This is a genomic window from Ruegeria sp. ANG-S4 (assembly GCF_000814005.1).
Classification (GTDB): domain Bacteria; phylum Pseudomonadota; class Alphaproteobacteria; order Rhodobacterales; family Rhodobacteraceae; genus Ruegeria.
Window position 1 is genome coordinate 769,950 of sequence record NZ_JWLK01000001.1, and the last position, 26,060, is coordinate 796,009.

Genomic DNA, 26,060 nt, shown 5'->3' on the forward strand with positions numbered 1-26,060 from the left:
ACGGAAAGGACCTCGGATGCCTGACCTTAAAAAACTGAAGCACCACGCCGGTCTTGTCGATCTGATGGCGCAGAATCTTGGTGTCGATTTGCAGGAGGCCGCGATTGCCGGGGCACTCGAGATTGATGACATTTCCGAGGCTGTGTTGCGATGCACGAAGTGTGCCAATCCGGGCCATTGTGAATCCCTTCTGGGGCAACCCAGCCCGCCTCGGAACGCGCCGGAGTATTGCAGAAACCGGGATTTACTGAACAGGCTACGTCCCTAAAGCCAGAGATTCGTGCCCCCATTTTCGGCTACATCAACCAGCCCAGGCAGCCTTCCGCCAGCTTCAGACCGAATCTGAACGGGCCAAATTTGCAGGCGATGAAACAGGGCAGAACCGGCTGGGCAGGCTCAGAGCTTGGCGTGGCTACCGTCGCAGAGTGGCGGATTTCCGCAGTGTTTGCAGCCACAAAAGAAGACTTTCTTGGTGGCGTCAGCTGTGTATTTCACGGGCTCAAACCCGGTGTCTTTGTGGGAACCGTCGCAAAACGGCTGTCGTTTGGATTTTCCGCACGCACACCAGAAATAGGACTTACCTTCGACAACTTCGACAGGATATGGGGTTTTCTGGGCAATCACCGGGGCTTGTGACATGTGGCTACTCCGTCTTTGGCTGATGTCAGTAGCAGAGCCTAAGGCGATGCCTAAAAATTGGTAGCGTTTCACGTCCGCTTTGACCGGTCCAATTGCCGATACAGCGTGCTTTCGCCAGTAATCACGACCTCGTGATCAACGCTGTTGCCAGAGCGTCTTCTTGCGCCTATCCTGATCGCGGCCCCGAAAAACTGGGCAATATCAGAAAAGTAATAGAGGACTGACGGACATGAAACTCAAACTCGCTGCTATCTGTGCCACGGCATTTGTACTGACCGCTTGCTCGCAGCAGGAAGAGCCGACCCCGGTTTTTATCACCCCTGAATACGACAAATACGGCACGCCAAGCTGCCCGGCTGGTTATGACCTGGCCACGACAGAAGCTGGCCAGACAGTTTGTAACCCGGTCACACAGTAAAGGTTTCGCAGGCGCTCCTGTTGCGGGGCGCCTGCATTCGCCAGACAGGAAAAGCCGCCCGATGGGCGGTTTTTTCTTCGCCGCCCCACGAACCGGAAACACCGAGGTGCTGAATGCGCAATTTCTTTGTCCGTCTGCGCGACCGCACCGTCTGGAGTTGGCAGGGACTGGCTGACACCTACCGGGAAGAATATTCGTTCCGGGCCTGGGTATGGGCAAATGCGATCTCGCTTGCATTGGCGATCTGGTTGCCGCTGAGTGGAAGCGCCAGAGTTTTGATCATTGTTCTGGGTGTTCTGGTCTTGGTGGCCGAGCTGTTTAACACAGCGATCGAGCGCGCGGTTGATCACACTTCGACGGATCAACACCCCTTGGCCGGTCAGGCGAAAGATGCCGCAAGTGCAGCAGTTGCATTGACCGCGATCGCCGCCGGAGTAGCATGGGTCGGGGCATTGATCAGCCTGATCTGACCCATCGCCTAAACGTTGCTGACCCGTCGGCCCCACAGGTCGTATTCCCCGGCCTCATCCACCTCGACTGTCACGATATCGCCCGGGTTCAGCCCGTCGAAACCTTCGTCGATAAACAGGTTGCCATCGATTTCCGGCGCATCGGATTTGGTGCGGCAGGTTGCCGCCTCGGCATCGACATCATCGACGATGACCTGAAGAGTTTGGCCGACTTTGGCCGCCAGTTTGGCCTCAGAAATGGCCTGTGCCTTTTCCATGAAGCGTTCCCAGCGGTTCTGCTTCACCTCGGGCGCAACATGATCCGGCAGGTCGTTTGATCGGGCACCGTCCACGTTTTCGTACTGAAAACAGCCGACGCGATCCAATTGTGCCTCATCCATCCAATCCAGCAGAGTTTGAAACTCGGCTTCGGTCTCGCCCGGATAGCCGACGATAAAGGTCGAACGCAGTGTGATGTCAGGACAAATGTCACGCCATGCAGAGATTTCGTCCAGCGTCTTGGCCGCTGCGGCGGGACGGGCCATACGTTTCAGAACATCAGGGTGGGCGTGCTGAAATGGAATGTCCAGATAAGGAAGAACGTTGCAACCGGCATCCGCCATCAGAGGTATCAACTCGCGGACGTGCGGATAGGGATAGACGTAGTGCAGCCGAACCCAGGCGTCGAACTTGCCCAACTCCCGTGCCAAGTCCGTGATGTGACTGCGCACGTCGCGGTCTTTCCAGGGGTTGAGGTCGTATCTGCGATCCAGACCATAAGCCGAGGTGTCCTGTGAAATCACCAAGAGTTCACGGACCCCGTTGTCCACCAGCTTTTCCGCTTCGCGCAGCACAGCATGGGCAGGTCGACTAGCCAGTTTGCCGCGCATGTCAGGGATGATGCAGAATTTGCACTTGTGATTGCAGCCCTCCGAGATTTTCAGATAGCTGTAGTGGCGCGGTGTCAGTTTCACGCCAGAGGCCGGAAGAAGATCAACGAACGGGTCAGGGTCCGGCGGCACCGCCGAGTGAACGGCGTCCAGTACCTGTTCATATTGATGCGGTCCTGTCACAGCCAGAATGCGGGGGTGATGCTCGCGGATATAATCCGGCTCGGCGCCCAGACAGCCGGTCACAATGACCTTTCCATTCTCCACCAATGCTTCGCCAATGGCTTCCAGGGATTCAGCCTTGGCGCTGTCCAAGAACCCGCAGGTGTTCACGATCACGGCATCCGCCCCTGCATAGTCCGGTGATATACCGTAGCCTTCAGCGCGCAGGCGCGTGAGAATGCGCTCACTATCGACCAATGCTTTGGGGCAACCCAGCGACACCATTCCCAGGGTCGGTTGCCCACGGCGTGGCGCATCGGTGATCCGGGCTGCAGGCGCAAGGTCCGGGCGGAGGTTTGGCGGGTTCGTACTCATGGCGCGGCATATAGTGGGGAAAGCTTCCCCTTGCAAATGTTGCGCGCCGGGTGGACTCTGAACACGAGCAGACAAGCCGAGAAGGCAGGTGGCGGACATGAAGTGGCTGATCAGACTCCTATTCATCCTTGTTGCGGCTTTTGGGCTGGTCATCGGCGCCTTGCTGCTGATGCCGGCAGACAAGCTTGGTTCAATTCTGGCTGAACAGGTCAAGGCCCAGACCGGTCGTGATCTGACGTTGTCGGGCGACGTCAGCTTGTCGTTCTGGCCGGTTCTGGGGATGGAGACAGGGCCTGTTACCTTTGGCAATGCGCCGTGGGCCGGGCCCGAGCCCATGCTGAGTGCGCAAAGCCTGTCGGTTGGCGTGGATGCGGCCGCACTGCTGGCCGGCGAAATGCGGATCAAGCGGGTTATCGCCGAAAAACCAGTTCTACGGCTGGAGGTTTCGGACGGGCGCGGGAACTGGGTTCTCGGTACGCACAACACCGCGCCACAATCGTCGTCGAGCGATGGTGCATCCCAAACGGTTGAGAGCAAACCGGTGACGCTGGATCGGCTGGAACTGTCGGACGCGCGGCTGATCTACATCGAAAACGGCGCAACGAGTATGGATTTCCTCGAAGTTGACTTGTTTGCCAGCTGGCCAGATGCCACCTCTCCTTTGGATGTGCAGGCCCAGATGCCGGCTCCGGGGGGGACTGTGCAGGTCGACATGACGATCCCGGACCTTCCAGCCTTTTCATCGGGCGCTGTGACGCCTTTGCAGGTTAACCTGTTGGCTCCGGGCGGCGAGATCGGTTTTGACGGTCGGGTCAACCTTGCGGGTGAGATGGACGGGAAGATGACGGTCACCGCCAAGGACACCCACAAAATGCTCGCGGCCTTTGGGCAAGCTGGTGTCACGGTGCCAAAAGGGTTGGGACGCGTTGCCAAGGTTGACGGCCAGATGACGTATACACGCGAAGGCCGCGTGTCCTTGCGCGAAATGGTTGCGCAACTGGACGACAACCGCCTGACGGGCGAGGCCGACATTGTGATCGCAGACCCGCCGCAAGTGACCGCACGGGTCAGCACGAGGGACCTTGACCTGTCCCAAGTTGTCGATGACGAAAGTAACGGAGGAAGCGGCTCTTCCGGTACCGGTTCGTCTGATGGATGGTCCAAGGATCCGATTGATGCCTCAGCGTTGTCGCTGGCCAATGCGTCGATCCGGTTGCAGGCCAATTCAATCGCGGTGCCGGGCATGACACTTGGCAAAAGTGACTTGACGCTCAGCCTGGATCGGTCGCGGGCCGTTCTGAAGATGCATCCAGCGACCCTGTTCTCGGGTCAGTTGAATGGTCAGGTCGTGGCCAATAACCGCAATGGTTTCTCTGTTGGCGGGGACCTGAAGGCCACGGATATCGACCTGAAGGAAGCGTTGGTCACACTTGCCGATATAAAACGTCTTTCCGGAACCGCATCGGGGTCCTTGCAGTTTCTCGGGGTGGGCCAGAGCGAAGATCAGATCATGCGATCCCTTAGCGGTAAAGGCGATATCAAGGTGGGCAAGGGGGTGATCTCTGGCTTTGATCTGGACAGATTGATGGGGCGCGGCAACGGGTCCGGTGGGACCACGGTGTTCAACAGCCTGACTGCAAGCTTCACGATGGCCAACGGTGATTTGCAAAACGATGATCTGCTGATGCAGCTGAACAACTTCCGCGCCGATGGCAAAGGGCGCGTTGGAATCGGCGCGCGCGATATCGATTATTTGTTCACGCCAGTCGCCTTACGGGCAAATTCCGGTGAAGGCATTTCGGTGCCCGTACGAATAAAAGGGTCGTGGAGCGATCCGTCCATCAAGCCGGACTTGACCAAAGTGATCGAGGCCGCAGCCGAGGGCAAGGTGAAAGAGCTTGAAGATGACGCCAAGCAAAAGGTTCTGGACAAGGTCGGAGATGAGTTGGACACATCCATCACGGACAGCGGCCAAATAGAGGACGCGCTGAAGAACAAGCTCGAAGACGAAGCGAAGAAGGGCCTTCTGAAGCTATTTGGGGGCGACTGAATTCCGTCTTCCTTTTTTGACGCCTCGAATTGCTCAGATGGTCTGGTCGTATTCGCCAACACCGGGTTCCGTCCGGATAACGGCATCTATTTCGGCAAAAATATTGCGCATTTCCTGCTCGCCGTCACTGCTCTCGCAAACAACGACAAGGTTGGGCGTGTTAGAGGACGCGCGTACCAAACCCCAACTTCCGTTATCCAGTATGACCCTCGCGCCATTCACCGTGACAACCTCTTTGATGGCGCGACCGGCAAAGGGTTCTCCGGCATCTGCCTTGGCGACCAGCTTTTCGACGAGGCGCTGCAGGATGTCATACTTTTCGGTGTCCGATGCGTAAGGCGACATTGTTGGGGTAGACCAGGTCTTGGGCAGCGCTTTTCGCAGGTCCGACATGCTTTGATCCGGGTTCCGGTCCATCAGCTTGCAGATTTCCACCGCAACGCGCATTCCGCAGTCGTACCCCCGCCCAATGGGGTCGGCGAGGAAATAGTGGCCGGACTTTTCGAAACCGGCCAGAGCACCGATTTCTTTGACGCGCCGCTTCATGTGGCTGTGGCCTGTTTTCCAGTAATCGGCCTTGATGCCTTGCGCCTGAAGTTCGGGGTCGCTGGCAAACAATCCGGTGGATTTTACATCCGCGACAAATGTTGCGCCGGGATAGAGTTTGGCCAGATCGCGCGCCATGATGACACCGACTTTGTCCGCAAATATCTCTTCGCCTTCGTCATCCACAACGCCGCAGCGGTCGCCGTCGCCATCAAAACCAAGCGCCAGATCAGCGCCGCTGGATTTCACGGTTTCCGCCATGTCGTGCAACATTTCCATGGCTTCCGGGTTCGGATTGTAGTTCGGGAAGGTATAGTCCAGCCGGTTGTGGCTGGGCACAACTTCGACGCCCAGACGCTCGAATATTTCCGGTGCAAAGGCCGAGGCGGTGCCGTTGCCCGTAGCACAAACGACCTTGAGTGATCGGGTCATTCTGAAATCGCCGACCAGATCGTCGATATACGCCTCCCTGACCCCATCAACAAACTCGTACGTGCCACCGTCGCGGGTTACGCCATCCCCATTCAGAACGATGTCGCGCAGTTCTGACATTTCATCCGGACCATGGGTCAGAGGACGATCAAAGCCCATTTTCACGCCGGTCCACCCATTCGGGTTGTGGCTGGCCGTGACCATCGCCACGGCGGGAACATCCAGGTGAAATTGCGCAAAATATGCCATGGGGCTGAGCGCGGGACCAATGTCCTTGACCTGAATTCCGGCCTGCATCAGGCCAAGCATCAGGGCGTTTTTTATCGAAAGAGAATAGTCTCGGTAATCGTTCGCAACGGCGATTACCGGTTCCAGCCCGCGCCGGTGCATCTGGGTGCCAAGACCCAATCCCAACGCGGTCATGCCGGGCAGGTTGATTTCGTCCGGGTATTTCCAACGGGCGTCGTATTCGCGAAACCCGGTCGGTTTGATCATGGGATCGCGCAGAAAGCTCCAGGTGTTTGGGGTCACCACAGGATCAGGTTTGGCCATGCAAAATCTCGATCTTTAAATTTGAACAGGGTTGGCTTTTGCCAGCGCGTCAAAACGCATCAACATTTCGACCAGCTTGGGCATCTGGTCCAGGTAAACCATGTTTGGCCCGTCGGACGGTGCGTTGTCGGGGTCCTGATGCGTTTCGATGAACACCGCGCCAACCCCCAATGCAACAGCTGCCCGCGCCATGACTGGCGCAAACTCGCGCTGGCCGCCCGATGATCCGCCTTGCCCGCCCGGCTGTTGAACGGAATGGGTCGCATCCATGACAACCGGATATCCGGTTTTTGCCATCTGCGGCAAAGATCGCATGTCCGCCACCAGCGTGTTGTATCCAAAAGAGGTCCCGCGTTCTGTCAGAAGGATATTCTGATTGCCCGTACTTTCGATCTTGGTGACGATGTTCGGCATCTCCCACGGAGCCAGAAACTGACCTTTTTTCACGTTCACGGCATTTCCGGTTTTGCCGGCCGCCAACAGCATATCCGTTTGCCGGCACAGGAAGGCTGGTATCTGCAGGATGTCCACCGCTTCGGCGGCAATTGCGCATTGCGCTTCCGTGTGGACGTCCGTCAACGCAGGAATGCCCATCGTTGCACGGATATCGTCCAGAACCTTTAGGCCCGCATCAATTCCCATACCGCGCTTGCCTGACAACGACGTGCGGTTGGCCTTGTCATAAGAGGCTTTGAAAACGTATTGCGCGCCAGCAGCCTCGCAGGCTTCTTTCATCGTACCCGCGATCATTTGCGCGTGGTCTGCGGATTCAAGTTGGCACGGACCGGCAATGATGGTCAGAGGAAGGTCGTTACCGACGGTGATGTCGGCGATTTTTACATGTTTCATGATTCTTACGAGGATACCTGTTCACGAAGGACCGACGCGGTAAGCGAGATCATCAGGTAGATACCAGCAAACAAGAGGAATGCCAAAATCGTATTTTCGAACTTGCGCGGATATGTGGGTTCCTGACTTGCGACGGGGTTGACCGACACAGTGAGGTAACGGACCTTTCGGTTCGCTTCGGTCCGCGTCGTTTCCACCTGCTGCAAGGCCGACTGAAGCATCATGTCCCGCGATGCGAGGTCTGCCTGCGCCATCTGTATCCGAACGTTCAGCCGCGCCAGCGAGTTTTCACCGGCGGATACATCCAGCATTTCGGCGTTCAATTCGGCCAGAACCGTCTCGAGGCGTTCGATGTCAGCGCGAACGCCATCCACTTTGGCCTGATTGGGCCGAAGATTGTCCAAGAGCGCTGCAAGTTGCAGTTCTTTGTCCTGAAGTTCGATTTCGAATTGATTGATGCGCGCACGCAGCCCGGCGATCACGCTTTCGGGGTCCAGGATCGAGCCCTGCAATTGCAGCTCGATCAGGTCTTCTTGCGCCTGTCGACGCGCTTCCTGAGCGTTTTCAAAGCTATTCAAGGCCTCGCGCATCTGATCATCGCGTTTTAGTTCCGACAGGTTGTTGATCGTCTCTTCCGCATATTGAATCAGACGTCGCGAGATCTCGACCGAGTATTCGGGATCTGGCGTTGCTACTTCCATGCGAACAATTCCGTCCGCAGGGTCATATCCGATGGTGACGACCTTTTTGTATAGCTTATAGGCCTCTTCCAGCGTCGCATCCGGCGACAGTCGTTGGATCGGGTCGATCCATGGCTGTTTGAATACATCCTCAAAGCCGGTGTCCCGGTTCAACCGTTCAAGCGCATCCTTCGATTCCAGAAACTCTTGGCTGGCCACCGAATCCTGCGCGGTTGCGTATTGAGTTCCAGACAGAAACCCGCCAATTGCGCCAGCCGCCCCGTCCGCTTGAAGAATCGAGAACGCCGAAGAACTGGCATACATCGGCGTGGCCACGCGGTAGAAATAGTATCCAACCAGAAGGGTTGGCAAAAAAACAAAAACGGCCAGCCGCGCGAACATGGCAAACAGTTTGCGTTTGCGCCGCCGCGCGATGTCTTTCTGGATCTGCCCGATCTCGTAATCCCGGCGTTGGCTTGGCGTCAATTCCGGGCCAGGCAGGGTATTTTGCGCCTCCCCCGCCATTTGAGGCAGTTGCACCTTTACGGTCGACGAGCCGGATTTGGGTTGATCATTGGCCGCAAGGTCCAGCAAGTTCGCACGCTGAAACGGATCGATTCCTTTTTGCCGCAGCAGGCGCACCGCGTCATAGTCGGAGGTTGCCGGCAACCCGTTCTTTTGCGCCAGACGCCGCGCCACGCGCAATTGCCGACCGGTCAGCCCTTCGCGCTTGATTGCGTCGATGTCCGTGGCGGGTTCGGGCGCTTGGACCTCTTCCTGACCTTGGGTTGCACGCCTGATCCGTGCAATCGCATCTGCGCGCGCCTCTGGCGTGCCTTCGCCACTGGGCGAACGGCTGGGGTTGTATTTTCTAGCCTTGGGTTTCGTAGTCATAAAGCTGCTTAGCCTCTTCCAAGGAATCAAACATATACAATTGCCCGTCCAGCAAGACCGCCGCCTGACGCGCAAATTTTTCCAGGATCGACGGACTGTGGGACACGATGACCAATGTCGTTGTGCGCAACCGTTCCTGCAGGATGTCGCCGGCCTTTTTGTTGAACTCGACGTCGGTCGTCGATGGCATGCCTTCGTCGATCAGGTACATGTCGAAATCCAGCGCCAACATCAGCGCAAAGGTAAACCGACCCCGCATCCCGGCAGAATATGTTCCAAGCGGTTGGTCGAAATACTCACCCAGATTGCACAGCCATTTACAGTAGGCTTCGACATAATCGGGGTCCATGCCGTAGATGTTTGCGATGTAGCGTGCATTTTCCAGTGCGGACAGGCGCTTGGCCACACCCCCTGTAAAGCCCATCGGAAAAGACACGCGGCAATCCCGGCGAATGACGCCCTCATCCGGTTTTTCCAGCCCTGCCATCATGTTGATAAGAGTTGTCTTGCCGGTGCCGTTTGGTGCCAGAACACCCAGTGACGTTCCAAGTTCGACCCGAAACGAGACCCGGTCCAGAATCACCTTGCGGCTGCTTCCAGTCCAAAATGATTTGCTGACATTCTCAAATTCCAGCATCCGGGGCCTGTATTGCGTTGCTCTGCATCGTTTTTAAATGGCGAGGTTTAACGTTCCATGTTGGCTACATTATGTCGAAACATGAAACAAATGATCAATGCGCATCAAGACATGGTCAGCCAAGTGTGATGTTGTGGTGCCTTGGAGCGCGCAATCCCGTGCCATATCTTCGCGCGAACACTGCGTGGTGATGATTGTGATATGTCCGAACTGATCAACGACATCAAAGCCTGCCGGATCTGCGCGGATCGGTTTGCCCGAACGGCAACGGCGCATCAACCGCGCCCCGTTGTCTGGTACAGGCCCGGTGCGCGTATTCTGATCGCGGGGCAAGCACCGGGCGCGCGTGTACATGAGACCGGCAAGCCTTTTACTGATCCGTCCGGGGACCGGCTTCGCGCCTGGTTGGGAATTAACGAGAGCGTGTTTTACGACCTCTCGGTTGTTTCGATCGTGCCAATGGGTTTTTGCTTTCCGGGCTACAACGATCGCAAGGCCGACTTGCCGCCACCTGCCATTTGCCGACAAACGTGGCACGACAGGGTTATGGCAGAACTCGGGGATGTTCCGCTGACCGTACTGGTCGGCGGCCACGCTTTTGCCTATCACCTCGGAAGCAAGTTTTCCGTGACGGACACCGTGCGTAGCTGGCGGGACCATGCGCCACACGTCTTTGCCTTGCCTCATCCGTCCTGGCGCAATACGGCTTGGCTGAAGAAAAACCCCTGGTTCGAGGCCGAATTGCTGCCGGTTCTAAGGGCCAGGGTGCAAGAGGTGCTGAATGACTGAGACAACCGCCTTGGATTTGGCACATGCGGCGATGGATGCCGCCCCGCAGGACGATGCCGCCCGTTTGCGTTTCTTTGAACGTCTGGCGGATTCCGAGCTGTTTTTGATGCTGACCGAAGAGGCGCAAGGCGAAAACATCTCGCCCGAGTTGTTCGAGGTGGCAGATGGACGATTTGTTCTGGTTTTCGACCGCGAAGAACGCTTGGCGCAGTTTTCCGGACAACCGGTGCCGTACATTGCACTGTCAGGCCGCGTGCTGTCATCAATGCTGTCGGGGCAGGGGATTGGCTTGGGGCTGAATCTGGATGTCGCGCCTTCTTCCATGTTGTTGCCTGCCGAAGCGTTGGGGTGGCTGGCCGAGACGTTGCAGCACGGGCCGGAAGAGGTGCGGCAGGAATTGTCGGCGTTTTTGCCACCGTCAGACTTGCCAGAAAACCTGCTGCAAGCTTTGGATACGAAACTTGCAACCGCCGCAGGGCTGGCCGCAACTGCCTATTTGGTCGGCACGCAAACAAAGACCGGGGGGCAAGGGCACCTGTTGGGTTTCGTTTCTGCCGTTGAAGGCGCAAAGCCTGCCCTGGCGCGGGCTGTGTCCGAGGCGCTGACATTTTCCGGGATCGAAGCGGGTGCGCTGGACGTTGGGTTTTTTGAAGCTGATGAGCCTGCGGCGGCTGCCTTATCGCGGGTTGGTCTGCGGTTCGATCTGCCCCAACCGCAAGCACCGGCGAAAGAAAGGGCCGCCCCAGGACGTGATCCTGCGCGGCCCCCAATCCTGAAATAGCCAGGGCGCTCGTTTAGTCTGCCGGTTCCAGCTTGTCCTGCGTCTTGGTTTCGAAATCGCCGGCATCATGGCGTTCGTGCAATTGCGTGTGCGGTTCACCGAAGGCGCGGTTCACCATGCGGCCACGCTGCACCGCAGGCCGGGCGTCGATGGCCTTGGCCCAGCGCAGGACGTTCTTATAGGAGTCGACATCCAGAAATTCTGCCGCATCATACAGGCGACCAAGAACCAGCTGTCCGTACCACGGCCAGATGGCCATATCGGCAATCGTGTATTCGTCTCCGGCAATGTAGGTTTTGTTTTCCAACTCGTGGTCAAGGACGTGCAGTTGTCGTTTGGCCTCCATCGCAAAACGGTCAATTGGGTATTGCCACTTTTCCGGCGCGTATGCGTAGAAATGACCAAAACCGCCGCCCAAATAAGGTGCGCTGCCCATCTGCCAGAAGACCCAGTTCATCACTTCAGTTCGCTCTGGCCCGGACTCTGGCAAGAAAACACCAAACTTTTCGGCCAGATGAAACAGGATCGAGGCGCTCTCGAAAATGCGAACGGGCTCGTCCCCGGACCGATCCCAAAGCGCGGGTATTTTTGAGTTTGGGTTGGCTTCGACAAAGCCCGAACTGAACTGATCGCCTTCGCCGATGTTGATCAGCCAGGCATTGTATTCAGCTTCGGTGTGACCAAGCGCCAAAAGTTCTTCAAGCATAACCGTTACTTTTACGCCGTTTGGCGTTGCCAGCGAATAAAGCTGAAAAGGATGCTGCCCGACGGGCAGGTCCTTGTCGTGCGTTGCACCCGCGATTGGTCGGTTGATATTGGCAAAACGCCCGCCGCTCTCACTGTCCCATGTCCAGACCTTCGGAGGGGTATAGGTGGTTTGATCGCTCATTTCATGCGTTCCTTGTCAGAGCCCGGTCAATGGGCGGCCGAATTGAAAGCTAATATTGCAATCCGTAAAGTCCAACCCCGTATCTTGCGGTGGTTTTGTAACAATCCAACCCCCTGGCACTCACGTTTTCTCGTCCGTGGTCACAGGGGCGCGAGCGGCACTTCGCGCCGGGCCAGAATCACTTATTGTCTGCACAGACCCGCAAACCGGGCGCCCCGAAACCGTAAGGACAAGAGGATTACCAAATGAAACGCTTTGCGCTGACCGCCGCTTTCGCCTTGGCTTTTGCCGCCCCCGCTTTTGCCGGAGATCAATATGTAGACGGGACCGGCTTTGCCGTATCGGGCTATGATGTGGTCTCGTACCGCAATCTGGATCAATCCCCGGTCGGACAATCTCAGCCAGCCCCCGAACGTGGCCGCGCAGATATCACCGCCGACTATAACGGTGCGACCTGGGCTTTCGCCACGGAAGAAAACCGTGATAAATTTGTTGCAAACCCCGCTTTCTACGCACCCCAGTATGATGGCCACTGCGCTTACGGCGTCTCGAAGGGGGGTAAGGTTCCGGCGAACCCGAACCTGTGGCGTATTGTTGACGACAAACTTTATCTGAACATCACAGACGTGGTCGTTGGCTTCTGGGAAGAAGATGTGCCCGGCAATATCAACCTTGCCGAAGGCAACTGGCCTGGTATCGAAGGCGATGCCGCGTCGACCAGCGTGATCCCGAAGTTCACCTCGGAAGGCCCGCTGACCAACTAAGGCGACGCCATGCAAGCAAAGCCCGGCCTTTTGCAGGCCGGGCTTTCACGTTCCGGGTTGTCACAAGCGCTAGGAGGCCAGCCAGAATGCGTCACGCAGGCTATGGTCTGCCTCGAACCGGATCTTGACGCTTTTGGCCCCGGGAAACTTCCGTTCGCGGATCGTGTCGGGCACGACGACCTCGCCCGGTCCTGCGTTCCTGGATTGGAACGACAAAATCTCGGGGTCGGATTTCCGACCGCTGGACAGCACTGACGTAGGCAGGGCCACCCTGTTCGGGCCTTCGCAAACCGGGGTCGTGACAAAATATGTCAGTTCGCGTCCAAAGCAGCCGACGGCATCGGGCACGTGATCGGCCGCATCAGTTTCCCCGGCAGGCGGCGTTTCGTCGGCATAGCCTGCCATGTGACACAGCGCCCGATCCGGGCGCAGCATATCGCGGCAAATCTCAATCTCTGAAGCTGCCAAATCAATGAGCCGCTTTTTCAGTTTTGGGCGCCGCGGCTGGGCCGGACCCGTGGAATCTGCCGCTGTCAGGCCTTCTTTGCGCAGAAAATCATAGGCGATTTTCGCTTTCGAAAACCCGGAATAGTCCCCGCCGGTGTGATCCGGATGAGCGCGAAAAGCGACCTCGCGCCAGGCATTTCGGATGTCGTTGGCCGTGGCGTCCTGAGACAGCCCTAGCGTTCGCAGGGCCTCGGCCCGCGCATTAATCTTGTCTACTGGTTCCATAACTCGGAAAACTCTTCAAAACTTAACCAATGCCAGTTTGCCATCGGTCACATTTTTGTCAAATTTTTCCGTGTATTGGCAGATGTTTGACCAACAGTTTCCTTGCCAGAAGCGTATTGTTGCTTGGCTTGCGTTAAGCAGCGTCAGGCGACGTTTTGCAAGGCCGTGCGTGGTGTGATCCCCAGTGCAAAGCAAACGTCACGCGTCAGTTCTGGACGGTTCAGAGTGTAAAAGTGCAGCTTGTCCACACCACCTTCGATCAGGTCGGAACACAGTTCGGTGCATAGTGCGGTCGCCAGCAGCTCTTCGCGATCATCTCGCAATGCCTTTTCAAACGCCTGCTCGACCCAACCCGGTATGCGAGTTCCGCAGCGTCGCGCGAAGTTGCGGGCACCTTTCCAGTTTTCAATCGGCAAAATGCCCGGAACGATGGGCTTGTCGATGCCAGCTTTTTCGCAAGCGTCGCGAAAGCGGAAAAAGGTTTCGGCCTCAAAAAAGAACTGCGTTAGCGCCTCGTCTGCGCCTGCGTCCAGCTTGGCTTTCAACCAATCCACATTTGTGCGGGCACATTGCGCTTCGGGGTGGACGTCAGGGTATGCGCCGACACGAATGTTGAAACGTCTGGTTTCGGCAAGCGCTGAAATCAGTTCGACGGAATTGGCAAACCCTTCGGGATGCGGTGTGAACTGATCCTGACCCTTTGGTGGGTCGCCACGCAATGCAACAATGTCTGTTACGCCTGCTTCGGCAAACCCGTTGGCGATGTCCAAGGTCTCGGCGCGGGTCGCATCGACGCACGTCAGATGCGCTGCGACCTTCAGGCCGGACGACTTGTGCAACGTTGAAACAGCGTCACGGGTCAATTCGCGGGTTGCCCCGCCTGCACCATATGTGACCGAAACAAACCGGGGTTCCAGCGGCGCAAGGGTCTGAACCGTGTCCCAAAGGCGAAAGGATGCCTCAAGCGTCTGGGGCGGGAAGAACTCAAAGGAAATCTCTGGCTTGCTCATCGTCGTCTCTCGATTGCCGTTTGTGCTCTTGTGCCATGCCAATCGTTGTGAGACAAACTCATATTACTCAAGAACAACATGAGGCATACTGGATATGCACATCGAATTCCGCCATCTCCGCACCATCAAGGCGATCCATGACTGCGGCGGCTTGGCGCGTGCAGCGGATCAACTGAACATCACACAGTCGGCGCTGAGCCATCAGATCAAAGGGTTGGAGGATCAGGCCGGGGTCGAGCTGTTCCTGCGTCGGTCCAAGCCAATGAAACTTTCGGCCGCAGGGTTTCGCCTGTTGCGGTTGGCAGAGCAGATCCTGCCGCAGGTCGAGGCGACACTGGACGAGTTTTCGTCTCTGCGTGACGGGCGCACCGGGCGCATGCATATCGCAATCGAATGTCACGCCTGCTTTGAGTGGCTGTTTCCGGTTTTGGAGAGCTTTCGGAAATCCTGGCCGGATGTGGATGTCGATATTCGCCCCGGTCTGGCCTTTGACGCGATCCCGGCCTTGCAAAAAGAAGAAGTCGACTTGGTCGTCTCTTCCGACCCGGAGGACCTGCCGGGCGTCGAATTCGTTGAACTGTTCGACTACAACCCTGTATTCGTCGCTGCATCGACGCATCCCTTGGCCAAAAAGCCTTATGTTGAGGCAGAAGATTTTCGCGGGCAGACGCTGATAACGTACCCGGTGGAACGCACGCGTCTGGACGTGTTCAGCCAGCTGTTGATCCCGGAACGCGTTGAACCGGCGGCGATTCGTCAGGTTGAACTGACCGCGGTTATCTTGCTTTTGGTCGCGTCGAACCGAGGGATATCGGTTTTGCCGGATTGGGTCGTGCGCGAGGTCCAGTACAGTTCGGATTACGTAACACGCCCTCTAACCAAGGAGGGGATCACGAGGCGACTTTACGCCTCCGTAAGATCGGAAGATCTGGAAAAGCCCTTTGTGCAGGAACTGGTCAAACTTGCCCGCACCGAGGCGCGCAAACTGCAGGCACAGTAAGCACAAAACAAGGGTCTGCTATGCGCATCATTCCTCTTGGCAAGGACGCATTGCCCCAGTATACGCGCGGTTTGACCGGACAGGAGCCTTTTGAAGATGGTTGGCAGCGCAAACCTTAACATCATGATCAAAGCCGCGCGCAAAGCGGGGCGCTCTCTGGTCAAGGACTTTCGCGAAGTCGAGAACCTGCAGGTGTCCATGAAGGGCGCAGGCGACTTTGTGTCAAAGGCGGATATCGCGGCCGAAGCAATTCTGAAAGAGGAACTGTTGGGCGCACGTCCGACCTATGGTTGGCTGGCCGAAGAGGGCGGTTCAATCGATGGCGAGGATCCAACCCGCCGCTGGATCGTTGATCCGCTCGATGGCACCACGAATTTTCTGCACGGGCTCCCACATTGGGCGGTTTCCATTGCACTGGAACATAAGGGTAAAATCGTTACCGGCGTGATTTATGACGCAGCCAAGGACGAGATGTTCTTTGCCGAAAAGGGCGAAGGTGCTTGGATGAATGATACCCGTATCCGCGTTTCTGGCCGCCACCGTATGATCGAGTCGATTTTTTCTACCGGCTTGCCGTTTGGCGGCCGCGCGGATTTGCCGGAAACGCTTCAGGATTTGGCGCGCTTGATGCCCGCCTGCGCAGGCGTTCGGCGCTGGGGTGCTGCCGCACTGGACATGGCGTATGTCGCGGCCGGCCGATACGAGGGGTTCTGGGAGCGTCGTCTGAACGCATGGGATCTTGCCGCAGGTATTATAATCGTCAAGGAAGCCGGCGGTTTTGTGCAGCCGCTGAACCCCGAAGGTAGCGTTCTGGAGGATGGCGAAGTCATTTGCTCCAACGAGCCGATCTTTGATCAGTTCGCCAAGGTGATACGGGCCTGAGCGGCCCGTAAAAGCAGGAAAGCGTGCCCGGATGGGTGCGTGTTTTTTTAAAGAGTCACTTTGTTGGCCAGACCGGTGTTTTTCGCCAACTGCGCCGCAACCGATGCGACCGCCAGATCCTGAAGCCCCACGCCGGTTCCATCGAACAAAGTAATTTCCGCGTCATTGCTGCGACCGATGTGATCGCCGTTGATCACCGCTCCGATTGGGGTGATCGCATCCTGCGAAATTTCACCCTTCAGCGCCGCGTGTTGGGCCTCGCCAATTGAAATCGACTGCGCCACCTCGTCGGTAAACAGCGTCGCTGCCGCGACCAAGGCGGGGTCCACTTCCATCTTGCCTTTTGTATCGGTGCCCATACAGGCCAAATGGGTACCGGGCTTGACCCAGTCTTTCTTCAGCAGCGGTTCAAAGGCCGACGTGATGGTGATGATGACATCCGCTTGGGCGCCCAGGCCTTCGGGGGTTGTGGCTTCGAATTCAAGCCCGAGATCTTCTGCGACCTCAGCCAACCTCGGCAACATCTCTGGGTGTGGGTTCCAGGCGACGACTTTCTCAAACTCGCGCTGTTCGGCAGCGGCGCGAAGCTGGAATGTCGATTGATGGCCTGCGCCAACCATCCCCAGAATCTGTGCATCCGGACGCGCCAAATGAGCGATAGAGATGGCAGATGAGGCTGCAGTTCGCACTGCAGTCATGTAGTTTCCCCCAACCAAAGCGGTAATGCGGCCCGTATCAGGGTCGAACAGCACGACTGTGGATTGGTGATTTGTCAAACCCTTCTGTGAATTGCCTGGCCAATAGCCGCCGGATTTGACACCCAGCACTTGCCCGGACCGGTCAAAGCCTGATTTGAACCCGTAAATCGCGTCGGCATGACCAAGTGCTTCCCGCACGACCGGAAAGTTCCGGGCGTCTCCACGTGCCATCGCAGCAAAGACATCCTGCACGGCGTCAAACGCCTGTTGTCGGCCAACCAACTGTTCGCAAGCGTCTTCGTCAACGATCAACAACCCGTCTGTTTGCGTATTCATCTCATCTCTCATCGTCAAAAAGCCTTGCCACGCGCGGAAACCGGCCACAGCGCTTCGACCTTTCCGTTGCGCACCCCGACATACCAATCGTGGACATTGCATGTGGGGTCACAGTGGCCCGGTACCAGCCGCAGCTTGTCGTTCACCTTCAACACACCATCCGGATCGCCGATTACGCCGTGCTCATCCGAACACTTCAGGTATTCCACGTCATCACGCCCGAAAACAAAGGGCAGACCGCTGTCGACAGATTGCGCCTTGAGCCCTGCATCACAAATGGCCTTGTCCGGTTTTGCGTGGCTCATGACACTGGTCAGAATGAACAGTGCATTCTCCCATTCGCCCTGATCAATCCGCTTGCCATCTTTGTCCAGTATCCGGCCATAGTCGGCATCCATGAATGCGTAAGAGCCACATTGAAGTTCGTTGTAAACACCCGAGTTGCTTTCAAAATAGTACGACCCGGTGCCGCCACCCGAGACCAACTCGCACGCGATGCCTTCGGCTTTCAGGCCGTCAACGGCGTCTTTGACCATTGCGATTGCGGTATCGAGCTTTTCCTGACGTGCCTCATATGTATCCAGATGCTGCATCGCGCCCTGATAGGCCTGAATGCCGGTGAACTTTAAGTTCGGCGCAGACTCGACCGCTTTTGCAATTGCGATCACGTCGGACGTGGTGGTCACCCCGCAGCGACCGGCGCCGCAGTCGATTTCGACAAAGACCTCCAACTCTGTTCCATGTTTCTGAGCTGCCGCCGATAGATCCGGGATATTGTCGATGTCATCCACGCAGACGATTGTGCGCGCTCCAAGCGTAGGCAATTTGGCCAGTCGGTCGATTTTGGCCGGATCGCGAACTTGGTTTGAAACCAGAATGTCCGTGATGCCGCCGCGCGCGAACACTTCCGCCTCGGACACTTTCTGACAGCACACGCCCACGGCGCCGCCCAGCCTTTCCTGCAGTTTCGCAATGTCCACCGATTTGTGCATCTTGCCATGTACGCGGTGGCGCATCCCGTGCGTTTTGGCATAGTCGCCCATTTTCCTGATGTTCCGCTCAAGCGCGTCCAGATCCAGGATCAGGCAAGGGGTCTGTACGTCAGACTCGTCCATGCCGATTGCAGCAGGGATGTCGTATCCGACGTCCAGTTGGTCAATGTTCACGGGTTTGTTCATCCTGTTCCTCCTTACCCCTGAAGCCAGGGCAGCTTGTCCAAGTCCACATTTCCGCCGGTGACAATCACGCCGACGCGTTTGCCGCCGAAGGCTTCGGGATTCTTCAGTATCGTAGCGAGCGGCACGGCCGACGATGGTTCCATCACCACACGCAAGTATTTCCAGCCGAGTTTCATCGCCTCAACGATTTCATCTTCAGACGCGGTGAAAATGTCCGTCACGTCGTTGGACACAAAGTGCCATGTGTTTTCCTTGAGCGGCACAAGCAATCCGTCAGCGATGGTTTTGGGGGCGTCATCGGCGATAATGTGACCCGCCTTGAAAGAGCGGTAGGCATCATCGGCCTGTTCGGGCTCCGCCGCGTATATTGCGGTTTCCGAGGCCAGATTGGACACGGTCAGACAAGTGCCCGAGATCATTCCGCCACCTCCTATTGGCGCAATGACGGCATCTACGCCCCCCGTTTGTTCGAGCATTTCGGCGGAACAGGTCGCCTGACCCGCAATGACCCTCGGATCGTTGTAGGGATGCACGAATTCGCCACCTGTGCGGGCTTGAACCTCGGCAAAAGTTGCCTCGCGGGACGACGTTGATGGCTCGCATTCCGTAATGGTTCCGCCATAGCGCCGTACCGCATCTTTCTTGGCTTGCGGCGCGGTGTGCGGCATGACCACGTTGCATGGAATGCCTCGGCGGCCAGCGGCATAGGACAGCGACAGTGCGTGGTTGCCGCTGGAATGCGTGCATACACCCCTGGCGGCCATATCCTCGCTCAGACCAAACACAGCGTTGCACGCGCCGCGCACTTTGAAGGCACCTGCTTCCTGAAAATTCTCGCATTTGAAGAACAACTGCGCGCCGGTGAGGTCGTTCAGGAAGTCCGACCGAAGAACCGGGGTACGCCGAATATACGGTTTGATCCGGTCATGGGCCGTCTGCATGTCATCGATCGTCAAGTCGGCGGCAGGGGTATGGTCCAACATGATTTCCCTCCTTACGCGGCGGCTTGAGCCCGGCCTTGCGAACCAGACCGAAAATAATCCTGCGCTGCGGCAACGCCGCTGCCCAGTTCAATTGGATAATTCAAGTCCGCCATCGCCATTTCGATCGTGGCCAACCCTGACAAAACCATGACATCCGTCAGGCTGCCGAGATGCCCGATCCGAAAGGCCTTTCCATTCAGTTGTCCGAGGCCAATCCCGAAGGAAACGCCGTAGGTATTGAACGCATGGTCCGTCAACGCGTTGCTGTCGAATCCGTCGGGCACATAAATCGCGCTGACCGTGTCCGAATACAGCTTGGGTGAGGTGGCGACCAATTTCAGCCCCCAGGCGTCGACGGCGCGTCTAACACCCTCTGCCAACCGGAAATGACGCGCATAGACGTTGTCCAATCCTTCTTCGAACAGCATCCGAAGACTTTCCCGCATGCCGTAGATCAGCTGCAACGGTGGCGTGTAAGGAAAGCCCCCTGACGCATTGGCCGCCATCATGTCAGCAAGATCGAAATACGTTCGCGGCAATGTGGCTGCGTCCATTGCTGCCAACGCTTTCGGGCTGACGCACAGAATTGCCATGCCTGCCGCCAGCATAAAGCCCTTTTGCGAGCCCGAGACGGCGACATCGACGCCCCAGTTATCGAACTCGAACGGCATTGAGGCCAGCGAGCTGACGCAATCGACAAACAGCATCGCCGGGTGCCCGGCAGCGTCAATAGCTTGTCGAACGGCTGCTATGTCCGAGTATACGCCGGTAGCTGTCTCATTGTGCGTCACAAGAACTGCGCGTATCTCGCGGCCCACGTCATCGGCCAGAATGGACTGAAAGGTCGCGGCTGGTGCACCGTCGCCCCACGCGCATTCGATGACTTGTACGTCAAGGCCGTGCCGGGCGCACAAATCGATCCATCGGTGGCTGAAAACCCCATAGCGCGCCACCAACACCTTGTCGCCGGGGCTGAGCGTGTTCGTGATGGCCGCCTCCCATCCGCCCGTTCCGCTTGACGGGAAGGTGATGACCTGACCCTGCTGCGTTCCGAACACACTTTTGGTGTCCTCGAGAACGGGTGCAAAGGTTTCGACAAAATCCGGCGCACGGTGATCCTGGGTCTGGACCTGCATCGCAGCACGAAGCCGATCGGGGATATTCGTCGGGCCGGGTATAAAGACCGGGTTCTGATTTGACATGACTGCGTCCTCCGCTTTGAAGGCAATTCTTGCGAGGCTTTGGGATTTTTGCAATTTTCTTGAAAAATATTTTCATTTCTGCAAGTGTGGAGCTAAACAACTGTATTTGATCAGATTTCTGTTTTTCAATTCATGGGTCACGACTCAGCCCAAAGTTCTTTTTTTGCCGGAAGATGAGAAAGTGCTTGGAAAGGACGCGACATGGAGCCTCCCAAAAGACCGCGTGGCAGGCCCAAATCCCTGTTCAAGGAAAGCTCTGCCGGGACCATGCAGTCGCTGGATCGCGCGTTGGGCGTTTTGACAGCGGTGGGGGAGGTCGAGCGTGCCGCGCTGAGCGATCTGTCCCGGGCTACCGGTGTTCCGACAGCAACCACGCACCGTATTTTGTCCACGCTGCAAAAGCACGGGTTTGTCGCATTCGATGACGAGCGACAGGAATGGATGATCGGGATCGAAGCCTACCGGACCGGTGCTTCCTTTTTGCGACGCAGCAGTGTGCTTGAGGTCGGGCGTCCGATCCTGCGTCGTTTGATGCGTCAAAGCGGAGAGACCGCAAATCTCGCCGTTCCGGATGGCGCTGAGGTTGTGTTCATCGGGCAGGTTGAGACGCAAAACCCGATCCGCGCCTTTTTCCCGCCTGGCGCACGAACGCCTATGTATGCCTCGGGAACAGGCAAGGCGATCTTGTCGGCTCTTGATGAAACGGCAGTGACCACTTTGATGACCCGGCTGGATCCTGTTGCCTTCACCGAACATACGCGATTGCCCGGTGACGATCTGCTTGAGGATTTGGCTAAAACACGCGCGCGTGGGTGGTCGCATGACCGGGAAGAGCGGTATTACGGCATGTCCTGTATCGGGGCCGCGATCTTCGACAACAAGGCCGAACCCTGCGCTGGTGTTTCGGTCTCGGGCCCGACGGTCAGGTTCGGACCGGATCGCGCACCGGAATTGGCAGCTCTGGTCACGCAAGCAGCGTCAGAGATTACCGAACTCAGCGGAGGACAATTGCCCCCCTGAGTCTGTCTTGGAACCGCCTATCGGCGCGGTACACGCGGAATGCGTGATTGGGACAGCTTGTATTTGTACTCTGGATGGGGTGGATGGCCGTGGGTGCGCGTCCAAAACGCAGTGCCGCCACGTCTGATCCAAATTGGGATACACAAGACAAGACCTACGAAAAAGCCGCCGGTATGGGCCCAATAAGCGACCCCACCCTGATCCGGGTCACTGGCGAGGCTGCCGACGAATTGCAATCCGAGCCATACGCACAGCATCACATAGGCCGGAATTGCGAATACCCGGAAATAAACGATCAAAATCAGCAGTATATCAACACGCGCTTTCGGAAACAGCAGAAGGTAGCCGCCCATCACGGCCGCAATGGCACCAGAGGCGCCGATTGTCGGTACAATCGAACCCGGTGCTGTCAGTACATGAACCAACCCGGCGCCAACGCCTGCGACCAGATAAAACAACAAAAAGGGCAGGTGGCCCATCTCGTCTTCCAGATTGTCACCAAAGATCCAAAGAAACAGCATGTTTCCCGCCAGATGCATCCAGCCGCCATGCAGGAACATTGATGTCACCAAGGTTTCCAGTGCGACGCCATCCGCAATTCGCGCCGGAATGATGGCATAGTCGAAGTAAAGACGACCAATAAGCCGGGCATCGTCCATGATCCCTACGTAGCTGAGGAAGATCAGAACGTTGGCCGCCATCAGCAAATAAACGACATATGGAGTTCGCCCCGAGGGGTTATGATCACGGATCGGAAACATGGCGCGACGCTGGTCTTTTCCCGGTCCAGCGTCAAGGGCCGCTTACGCCGCACCTCCCAGCAAGGCGGCATTGCCGCCTGCGGCGGTGGTATCGACGCAAACGTGCCGTTCGGCCAGAACGCGGGATCGGTCGGGTAGACCGGGGATCAGGGGCAAGATCGGTCCCGGGCGTTTCGCCAGATGGCGCTCAATCTCTCGTGCGGCGCCGTCGTCCCCCCACCAAAGGACACCGGAAAAGCCGTTCAGGTTTTCGAGGCGATGCAGGTCAAGCGCCCCGGTTGCACGGATCGCCGTTCCGCCAAACGCATGCACTGCGTCTGCCTGCGCCTGCGCTGCTTCGTCTCCGGGTCCAAGGCACAAAAGGGGCGGGCGAGGGTACTCGCTCAGACGGTTGGATTCACCGGTCGGCCCGGGCAGAGATTGCGTCTGAGTGTCCGCAGGGCGACCGGTTGGGGGCGGCAAGTCGGCCATAGTGGCTGTCCAGTCCTGGGTCGAGCTTTGTCGGTCCGGGGCGCAGAACCTTGACAGATAGTTCGGTCCGCCTGCCTTGGGCCCGGTGCCTGACAAACCCTCACCCCCAAAAGGTTGCGAGCCGACGATGGCCCCAATCTGATTGCGGTTTACGTAGATATTGCCGGCATGGATGGCATCCGTCACATGCTGCACGCGGTCGTCGATCCGGGTGTGCAGTCCAAAGGTCAGTCCATACCCCGTCGCGTTAATGTCTGCGATGACCGAGTCGATCTCTTGCGCCTTGAACCGCGCAACGTGCAGAACGGGGCCAAAGATCTCGCGCTCCAAAGCGGCGATCCCTGAGATTTCGATCAGTGTCGGGGGCACAAACGTACCGGCAGGTGGCGTTGGCAGTTCTTTCAGAACCCGTCCTTCGTCGCGCGCGTCCGAGATGTGATCGGCGATGGTTTGACGCGCGGGCGCGTCAATGACGGGACCGCAATCGGTGGACAACGACCATGGATCGCCGACCTGCAACGCATCCATTGCGCCTTTCAGCATGGTCAATAAATCTTCGGCGATGTCTTCCTGGACATAGAGGCAGCGCAAAGCCGAACACCTTTGGCCCGCAGACTGAAAGGCGCTTTCGATGATCGACTGTACCGCTTGCTCGGGCAATGCGGTGCTATCGACGATCATGGCATTCAGGCCGCCCGTTTCCGCAATCAGCGGCGTTCCGGGGCGAAGGTTCTCTGCCATCGCGGCCCGAATTCTTTGCGCAGTGGCGGTCGATCCGGTGAAAGCAACCCCGTTGACCCGGACATCCGATGTCAGCGCCGCGCCCACAGATGGTCCGCCCGGCAACAATTGCAGCGCGTCGCGCGGGACGCCTGCCTTGTGCATCAATTGAATTGCACGATGGGCGATCAGGGGCGTTTGTGGTGCGGGTTTGGCAAGCACCGCGTTCCCGGTGGCCAGCGCTGCCGCTATTTGGCCGGTGAAAATTGCCAGTGGAAAGTTCCAGGGGCTGATGCAGGTGAAGGTACCCGCGGGCCGAGCTTGGGGAATTCTGGCCGCATAGTACCGTAGGAAATCGACCGCTTCGCGCAGTTCCGCCACGGCGTCTGGAATTGATTTGCCCGCCTCGCGCGCGAGCAAAGCAAACAGTTCGCCAAAATGCGCTTCGTACAGGTCGGCGGCAGAGTTCAGAATCCGCGCACGATCCTCGGGGCCTGCACTCCATGGGCTGGCCGTTGCCAAAGCAAGCTCGACGTCCCTGTCACTGGCGGGGGCAACCGAACCGACTTGATCTGCGGGCTTGGCCGGGTTGATGACCGGGTCGTCAGCGCCGGGTTGCTCTTTCCCTGACAGCAACGGCCTTGCGGACCAGTGGTGCGCGCGAAATGCGTCGCGCGCGGCATCAATCTGATCCAGCGTCGGCGTGTGTTGCAGATCGAATCCCAATGCGTTCGGTCTCTCGGGTTCAAACAACTCGGGACCAGTCGGCAATATGTTGACCGAAGACCGCACGGACAGAAACGGATCGGCGGCGACCTCTTCGGGGGAGACATCCTCATCCACAATCTGATTTACAAACGATGAATTCGCACCGTTTTCCAGCAGCCGCCGTACCAGATAAGCCAGCAAATCGCGATGCGCGCCAACCGGCGCATAAATGCGGCAGCGAGTGTTTTGATGGTCTTTGACGATTTGGTGCAGGGTTTCGCCCATCCCATGCAGCCTTTGGAATTCGAATGGCTGACCGTCGGCCATGTGCAGAATGGCGCTGACGGTGTGTGCATTATGGGTGGCGAATTGAGGATAAATACGATCTGTCATGCCAAGCAGTTTTCGGGCATTGGCGATATAGGACACGTCGGTGGCCAATTTTTCCGTGAACACCGGAAACCCATCCACGCCTTCGACCTGCGCGCGTTTGATCTCGGTATCCCAATAAGCGCCCTTGACCAGCCGTACCATCAGCTTGCGGTCATGCCGTTCTGCCATCGCGTACAAGGTGTCGAGAACCAAACCTGCCCTGGGGCCATAGGCTTGAACGACGATGCCAAACCCATCCCACCCCACCAGCGCAGGTTCGGCCATTACCTCCTCGATGACCTGAAGGGACAGGGAAAGCCGGTCGGCTTCTTCGGCGTCCACGTTCAGGCCCATTCCGGCCGCCTTCGCCAGCAGCGCCAATGCGCGAAGCCGTGGGACCAATTCGTCCATGACCCGCTGTTGCTGCGCCAATTCATACCGGGGATGCAGCGCCGACAGTTTGACGGAAATGCCTGGATTTGCGCGGATGTCATCATGCGTGCACGCTTCGGCGATCGCGGCAATGGCACGGGAATAAGAGAGATGATAGCGGGCGGCGTCGGCCTCGGTCCGCGCGGCTTCGCCCAGCATGTCATAGGAATAGGTATAGCCTTTGCTCTCCATTCCCTTTGCGCGGGACATGGCGGACTGGATCGTCTCACCCAGCACGAATTGCCGCCCCATTTCTTTCATCGCGCGGCCCACTGCGGTCCGGATCACCGGCTCGCCCAGGCGCTTGATCGCGCCACGCAGCGCGCTGACAGGTGAGGTTTTGCCGTCGTCCAGAACCCGCCCGGTCAGCATCAGCGCCCAGGTCGAGGCATTGACAAGGGGCGAAGATGACTGACCAAGGTGCTTACCCCAATCCGACGGCGCAATCTTGTCTTCTATCAGTGCGTCAATCGTATCGGCGTCCGGTACACGCAGCAAAGCTTCGGCCAAACACATCAACGCCACGCCTTCGTCGGTCGACAGGCCGTATTCGGCCAGAAAAACTTCCATCATCCCGGGCGATGTGCTCGAGCGAATATCGCGCACCAACTGTGCCGCAGCAGCGCAAATCGCGTGGCGGTCCGCTTCAGTCAGATCGGCCTGTGTGATCAACGAATCCAAAACCTCAGATTGATCGGCATAGGTTTGCGTGTCGATTTTGCTGCGCAGACTGTGTGACATGTGTACTCCGGTGCTTTT

General features: G+C 57.6%; 25 protein-coding genes. 10 read left to right on the forward strand and 15 right to left on the reverse strand.

The genetic code is table 11. The features are described 5' to 3' along the window. Nucleotides 1-16: 16 nt before the first annotated feature. Nucleotides 17-268, forward strand: a complete 252-nt coding sequence (locus tag RA28_RS22415; protein WP_082029759.1) for a DUF6455 family protein — start codon at nt 17-19, stop codon at nt 266-268. Nucleotides 269-396: 128 nt separating this feature from the next. On the opposite strand, the gene RA28_RS22420 is transcribed toward RA28_RS22415, so the two are convergent. Beyond that, nucleotides 397-639 carry a CDGSH iron-sulfur domain-containing protein gene (locus RA28_RS22420; protein ID WP_082029712.1) on the reverse strand — a complete coding sequence of 81 codons (243 nt, stop codon included), beginning with the start codon at nt 637-639 and terminating at the stop codon, nt 397-399. 229 nt (nt 640-868) lie between these two features. Here RA28_RS22420 and RA28_RS22425 point away from each other — a divergent pair, with 229 nt between their 5' ends. Beyond that, entirely contained in the window at nt 869-1,057 is a 189-nt protein-coding gene (locus RA28_RS22425; RefSeq protein ID WP_082029713.1) for a hypothetical protein, read from the forward strand. A gap of 113 nt (nt 1,058-1,170) precedes the next feature. Then, nucleotides 1,171-1,527 carry a diacylglycerol kinase gene (locus RA28_RS03940; protein WP_039523914.1) on the forward strand — a complete coding sequence of 119 codons (357 nt, stop codon included), beginning with the start codon at nt 1,171-1,173 and terminating at the stop codon, nt 1,525-1,527. Nucleotides 1,528-1,535: 8 nt separating this feature from the next. Here the strand turns inward: RA28_RS03940 and rimO are convergent, their stop codons facing one another. Next, the gene (rimO, locus tag RA28_RS03945) at nt 1,536-2,933 is read right to left on the reverse strand and encodes a 30S ribosomal protein S12 methylthiotransferase RimO (RefSeq protein WP_039523916.1); all 1,398 of its coding nucleotides are present in this window, start codon (nt 2,931-2,933) and stop codon (nt 1,536-1,538) included. Nucleotides 2,934-3,030: 97 nt separating this feature from the next. Here rimO and RA28_RS03950 point away from each other — a divergent pair, with 97 nt between their 5' ends. Next, nucleotides 3,031-4,983, forward strand: coding sequence for an AsmA family protein (locus RA28_RS03950; protein WP_039525716.1), 1,953 nt, complete (start codon nt 3,031-3,033; stop codon nt 4,981-4,983). Between the two features lie 33 nt (nt 4,984-5,016). Here RA28_RS03950 and RA28_RS03955 read toward each other — a convergent pair whose 3' ends face one another. From RA28_RS03955 to RA28_RS03970, 4 genes are read right to left on the reverse strand one after another with little or no spacing between them, the layout of a single operon-like run. Further along, complete coding sequence (locus tag RA28_RS03955) at nt 5,017-6,513, reverse strand: phosphomannomutase/phosphoglucomutase (RefSeq protein WP_039523919.1); 1,497 nt, start codon at nt 6,511-6,513, stop codon at nt 5,017-5,019. A 15-nt stretch (nt 6,514-6,528) separates the two neighbouring features. Beyond that, nucleotides 6,529-7,362: a 3-deoxy-8-phosphooctulonate synthase gene (gene kdsA / locus RA28_RS03960; protein ID WP_039523920.1), complete on the reverse strand. Its 834-nt coding sequence runs from the start codon at nt 7,360-7,362 to the stop codon at nt 6,529-6,531. 5 nt (nt 7,363-7,367) lie between these two features. Continuing rightward, nucleotides 7,368-8,936: a capsule biosynthesis protein gene (locus RA28_RS03965; protein ID WP_039523922.1), complete on the reverse strand. Its 1,569-nt coding sequence runs from the start codon at nt 8,934-8,936 to the stop codon at nt 7,368-7,370. Further along, the gene (locus RA28_RS03970; protein WP_039523924.1) at nt 8,914-9,573 is read right to left on the reverse strand and encodes an ABC transporter ATP-binding protein; all 660 of its coding nucleotides are present in this window, start codon (nt 9,571-9,573) and stop codon (nt 8,914-8,916) included. The genes RA28_RS03965 and RA28_RS03970 overlap by 23 nt, the downstream gene beginning before the upstream one ends. Nucleotides 9,574-9,774: 201 nt before the next feature. On the opposite strand from RA28_RS03970, the gene RA28_RS03975 reads away from it, so the two are divergent. Both RA28_RS03975 and RA28_RS03980 read left to right on the forward strand, forming a co-directional pair. Then, on the forward strand, nt 9,775-10,362 hold the full coding sequence (locus RA28_RS03975) for a uracil-DNA glycosylase family protein (protein WP_039523927.1): 588 nt from the start codon (nt 9,775-9,777) through the stop codon (nt 10,360-10,362). Then, nucleotides 10,355-11,143: an SseB family protein gene (locus RA28_RS03980; protein WP_039523929.1), complete on the forward strand. Its 789-nt coding sequence runs from the start codon at nt 10,355-10,357 to the stop codon at nt 11,141-11,143. The genes RA28_RS03975 and RA28_RS03980 overlap by 8 nt, the downstream gene beginning before the upstream one ends. 13 nt (nt 11,144-11,156) lie before the next feature. Here RA28_RS03980 and yghU read toward each other — a convergent pair whose 3' ends face one another. Beyond that, nucleotides 11,157-12,032: a glutathione-dependent disulfide-bond oxidoreductase gene (yghU, locus tag RA28_RS03985; RefSeq protein WP_039523931.1), complete on the reverse strand. Its 876-nt coding sequence runs from the start codon at nt 12,030-12,032 to the stop codon at nt 11,157-11,159. 245 nt (nt 12,033-12,277) lie between these two features. Between yghU and RA28_RS03990 the strand changes: the two genes are divergently transcribed. Next, nucleotides 12,278-12,796 (forward strand): YHS domain-containing (seleno)protein, encoded by a 519-nt coding sequence (locus tag RA28_RS03990; RefSeq protein WP_039523933.1) that lies wholly within the window; start codon nt 12,278-12,280, stop codon nt 12,794-12,796. A 69-nt stretch (nt 12,797-12,865) separates the two neighbouring features. Here RA28_RS03990 and RA28_RS03995 read toward each other — a convergent pair whose 3' ends face one another. Together RA28_RS03995 and metF are read right to left on the reverse strand one after the other, a co-directional pair. Next, nucleotides 12,866-13,528 (reverse strand): J domain-containing protein, encoded by a 663-nt coding sequence (locus RA28_RS03995; protein ID WP_039523935.1) that lies wholly within the window; start codon nt 13,526-13,528, stop codon nt 12,866-12,868. Between the two features lie 143 nt (nt 13,529-13,671). Continuing rightward, the gene (gene metF / locus RA28_RS04000; RefSeq protein WP_039523937.1) at nt 13,672-14,538 is read right to left on the reverse strand and encodes a methylenetetrahydrofolate reductase [NAD(P)H]; all 867 of its coding nucleotides are present in this window, start codon (nt 14,536-14,538) and stop codon (nt 13,672-13,674) included. 94 nt (nt 14,539-14,632) lie between these two features. Between metF and RA28_RS04005 the strand changes: the two genes are divergently transcribed. Further along, entirely contained in the window at nt 14,633-15,538 is a 906-nt protein-coding gene (locus RA28_RS04005; protein WP_039523938.1) for a LysR family transcriptional regulator, read from the forward strand. A 96-nt stretch (nt 15,539-15,634) separates the two neighbouring features. Beyond that, entirely contained in the window at nt 15,635-16,420 is a 786-nt protein-coding gene (locus tag RA28_RS04010; RefSeq protein WP_039523940.1) for an inositol monophosphatase family protein, read from the forward strand. Between the two features lie 47 nt (nt 16,421-16,467). Here the strand turns inward: RA28_RS04010 and bhcD are convergent, their stop codons facing one another. Genes bhcD through bhcA form a run of 4 tightly spaced genes read right to left on the reverse strand, consistent with a single transcriptional unit; the run spans nt 16,468 to nt 20,817 of the window. After that, nucleotides 16,468-17,454: an iminosuccinate reductase BhcD gene (gene bhcD, locus RA28_RS04015; protein WP_039525719.1), complete on the reverse strand. Its 987-nt coding sequence runs from the start codon at nt 17,452-17,454 to the stop codon at nt 16,468-16,470. Between the two features lie 14 nt (nt 17,455-17,468). Beyond that, nucleotides 17,469-18,632: a 3-hydroxy-D-aspartate aldolase BhcC gene (gene bhcC, locus RA28_RS04020; protein WP_039523943.1), complete on the reverse strand. Its 1,164-nt coding sequence runs from the start codon at nt 18,630-18,632 to the stop codon at nt 17,469-17,471. Between the two features lie 11 nt (nt 18,633-18,643). Then, complete coding sequence (gene bhcB / locus RA28_RS04025) at nt 18,644-19,615, reverse strand: beta-hydroxyaspartate dehydratase BhcB (RefSeq protein WP_039523953.1); 972 nt, start codon at nt 19,613-19,615, stop codon at nt 18,644-18,646. Nucleotides 19,616-19,626: 11 nt separating this feature from the next. Then, a complete protein-coding gene (gene bhcA / locus RA28_RS04030) occupies nt 19,627-20,817 on the reverse strand; it encodes an L-aspartate--glyoxylate aminotransferase BhcA (protein WP_039523955.1) in 1,191 nt (396 codons plus the stop codon). Nucleotides 20,818-21,018: 201 nt separating this feature from the next. On the opposite strand from bhcA, the gene RA28_RS04035 reads away from it, so the two are divergent. Next, on the forward strand, nt 21,019-21,837 hold the full coding sequence (locus RA28_RS04035) for an IclR family transcriptional regulator (protein WP_039523957.1): 819 nt from the start codon (nt 21,019-21,021) through the stop codon (nt 21,835-21,837). Between the two features lie 17 nt (nt 21,838-21,854). Here the strand turns inward: RA28_RS04035 and RA28_RS04040 are convergent, their stop codons facing one another. Together RA28_RS04040 and putA are read right to left on the reverse strand one after the other, a co-directional pair. Continuing rightward, nucleotides 21,855-22,598, reverse strand: coding sequence for a rhomboid family intramembrane serine protease (locus RA28_RS04040; protein WP_039523960.1), 744 nt, complete (start codon nt 22,596-22,598; stop codon nt 21,855-21,857). 42 nt (nt 22,599-22,640) lie between these two features. Continuing rightward, the gene (gene putA / locus RA28_RS04045; RefSeq protein WP_039523961.1) at nt 22,641-26,042 is read right to left on the reverse strand and encodes a bifunctional proline dehydrogenase/L-glutamate gamma-semialdehyde dehydrogenase PutA; all 3,402 of its coding nucleotides are present in this window, start codon (nt 26,040-26,042) and stop codon (nt 22,641-22,643) included. Nucleotides 26,043-26,060: the final 18 nt, after the last annotated feature.

Excerpts from the sequence above, each read along its gene's own strand:
- RA28_RS03975 (WP_039523927.1), top strand. The coding sequence starts at position 9,775 with ATGTCCGAACTGATCAACGACATCAAAGCCTGCCGGATCTGCGCGGAT.
- bhcB (WP_039523953.1), bottom strand. The coding sequence starts at position 19,615 with ATGTTGGACCATACCCCTGCCGCCGACTTGACGATCGATGACATGCAG.
- RA28_RS04005 (WP_039523938.1), top strand. The coding sequence starts at position 14,633 with ATGCACATCGAATTCCGCCATCTCCGCACCATCAAGGCGATCCATGAC.
- bhcD (WP_039525719.1), bottom strand. The coding sequence starts at position 17,454 with ATGAATACGCAAACAGACGGGTTGTTGATCGTTGACGAAGACGCTTGC.
- kdsA (WP_039523920.1), bottom strand. The coding sequence starts at position 7,362 with ATGAAACATGTAAAAATCGCCGACATCACCGTCGGTAACGACCTTCCT.
- RA28_RS03950 (WP_039525716.1), top strand. The coding sequence starts at position 3,031 with ATGAAGTGGCTGATCAGACTCCTATTCATCCTTGTTGCGGCTTTTGGG.
- RA28_RS03990 (WP_039523933.1), top strand. The coding sequence starts at position 12,278 with ATGAAACGCTTTGCGCTGACCGCCGCTTTCGCCTTGGCTTTTGCCGCC.
- RA28_RS03940 (WP_039523914.1), top strand. The coding sequence starts at position 1,171 with ATGCGCAATTTCTTTGTCCGTCTGCGCGACCGCACCGTCTGGAGTTGG.
- RA28_RS03995 (WP_039523935.1), bottom strand. The coding sequence starts at position 13,528 with ATGGAACCAGTAGACAAGATTAATGCGCGGGCCGAGGCCCTGCGAACG.
- RA28_RS04040 (WP_039523960.1), bottom strand. The coding sequence starts at position 22,598 with ATGTTTCCGATCCGTGATCATAACCCCTCGGGGCGAACTCCATATGTC.
- RA28_RS04010 (WP_039523940.1), top strand. The coding sequence starts at position 15,635 with ATGGTTGGCAGCGCAAACCTTAACATCATGATCAAAGCCGCGCGCAAA.
- yghU (WP_039523931.1), bottom strand. The coding sequence starts at position 12,032 with ATGAGCGATCAAACCACCTATACCCCTCCGAAGGTCTGGACATGGGAC.
- RA28_RS03980 (WP_039523929.1), top strand. The coding sequence starts at position 10,355 with ATGACTGAGACAACCGCCTTGGATTTGGCACATGCGGCGATGGATGCC.
- rimO (WP_039523916.1), bottom strand. The coding sequence starts at position 2,933 with ATGAGTACGAACCCGCCAAACCTCCGCCCGGACCTTGCGCCTGCAGCC.
- RA28_RS22425 (WP_082029713.1), top strand. The coding sequence starts at position 869 with ATGAAACTCAAACTCGCTGCTATCTGTGCCACGGCATTTGTACTGACC.
- RA28_RS03955 (WP_039523919.1), bottom strand. The coding sequence starts at position 6,513 with ATGGCCAAACCTGATCCTGTGGTGACCCCAAACACCTGGAGCTTTCTG.
- RA28_RS04035 (WP_039523957.1), top strand. The coding sequence starts at position 21,019 with ATGGAGCCTCCCAAAAGACCGCGTGGCAGGCCCAAATCCCTGTTCAAG.
- RA28_RS22420 (WP_082029712.1), bottom strand. The coding sequence starts at position 639 with ATGTCACAAGCCCCGGTGATTGCCCAGAAAACCCCATATCCTGTCGAA.
- RA28_RS22415 (WP_082029759.1), top strand. The coding sequence starts at position 17 with ATGCCTGACCTTAAAAAACTGAAGCACCACGCCGGTCTTGTCGATCTG.
- bhcC (WP_039523943.1), bottom strand. The coding sequence starts at position 18,632 with ATGAACAAACCCGTGAACATTGACCAACTGGACGTCGGATACGACATC.
- RA28_RS03965 (WP_039523922.1), bottom strand. The coding sequence starts at position 8,936 with ATGACTACGAAACCCAAGGCTAGAAAATACAACCCCAGCCGTTCGCCC.
- RA28_RS03970 (WP_039523924.1), bottom strand. The coding sequence starts at position 9,573 with ATGCTGGAATTTGAGAATGTCAGCAAATCATTTTGGACTGGAAGCAGC.
- metF (WP_039523937.1), bottom strand. The coding sequence starts at position 14,538 with ATGAGCAAGCCAGAGATTTCCTTTGAGTTCTTCCCGCCCCAGACGCTT.
- putA (WP_039523961.1), bottom strand. The coding sequence starts at position 26,042 with ATGTCACACAGTCTGCGCAGCAAAATCGACACGCAAACCTATGCCGAT.
- bhcA (WP_039523955.1), bottom strand. The coding sequence starts at position 20,817 with ATGTCAAATCAGAACCCGGTCTTTATACCCGGCCCGACGAATATCCCC.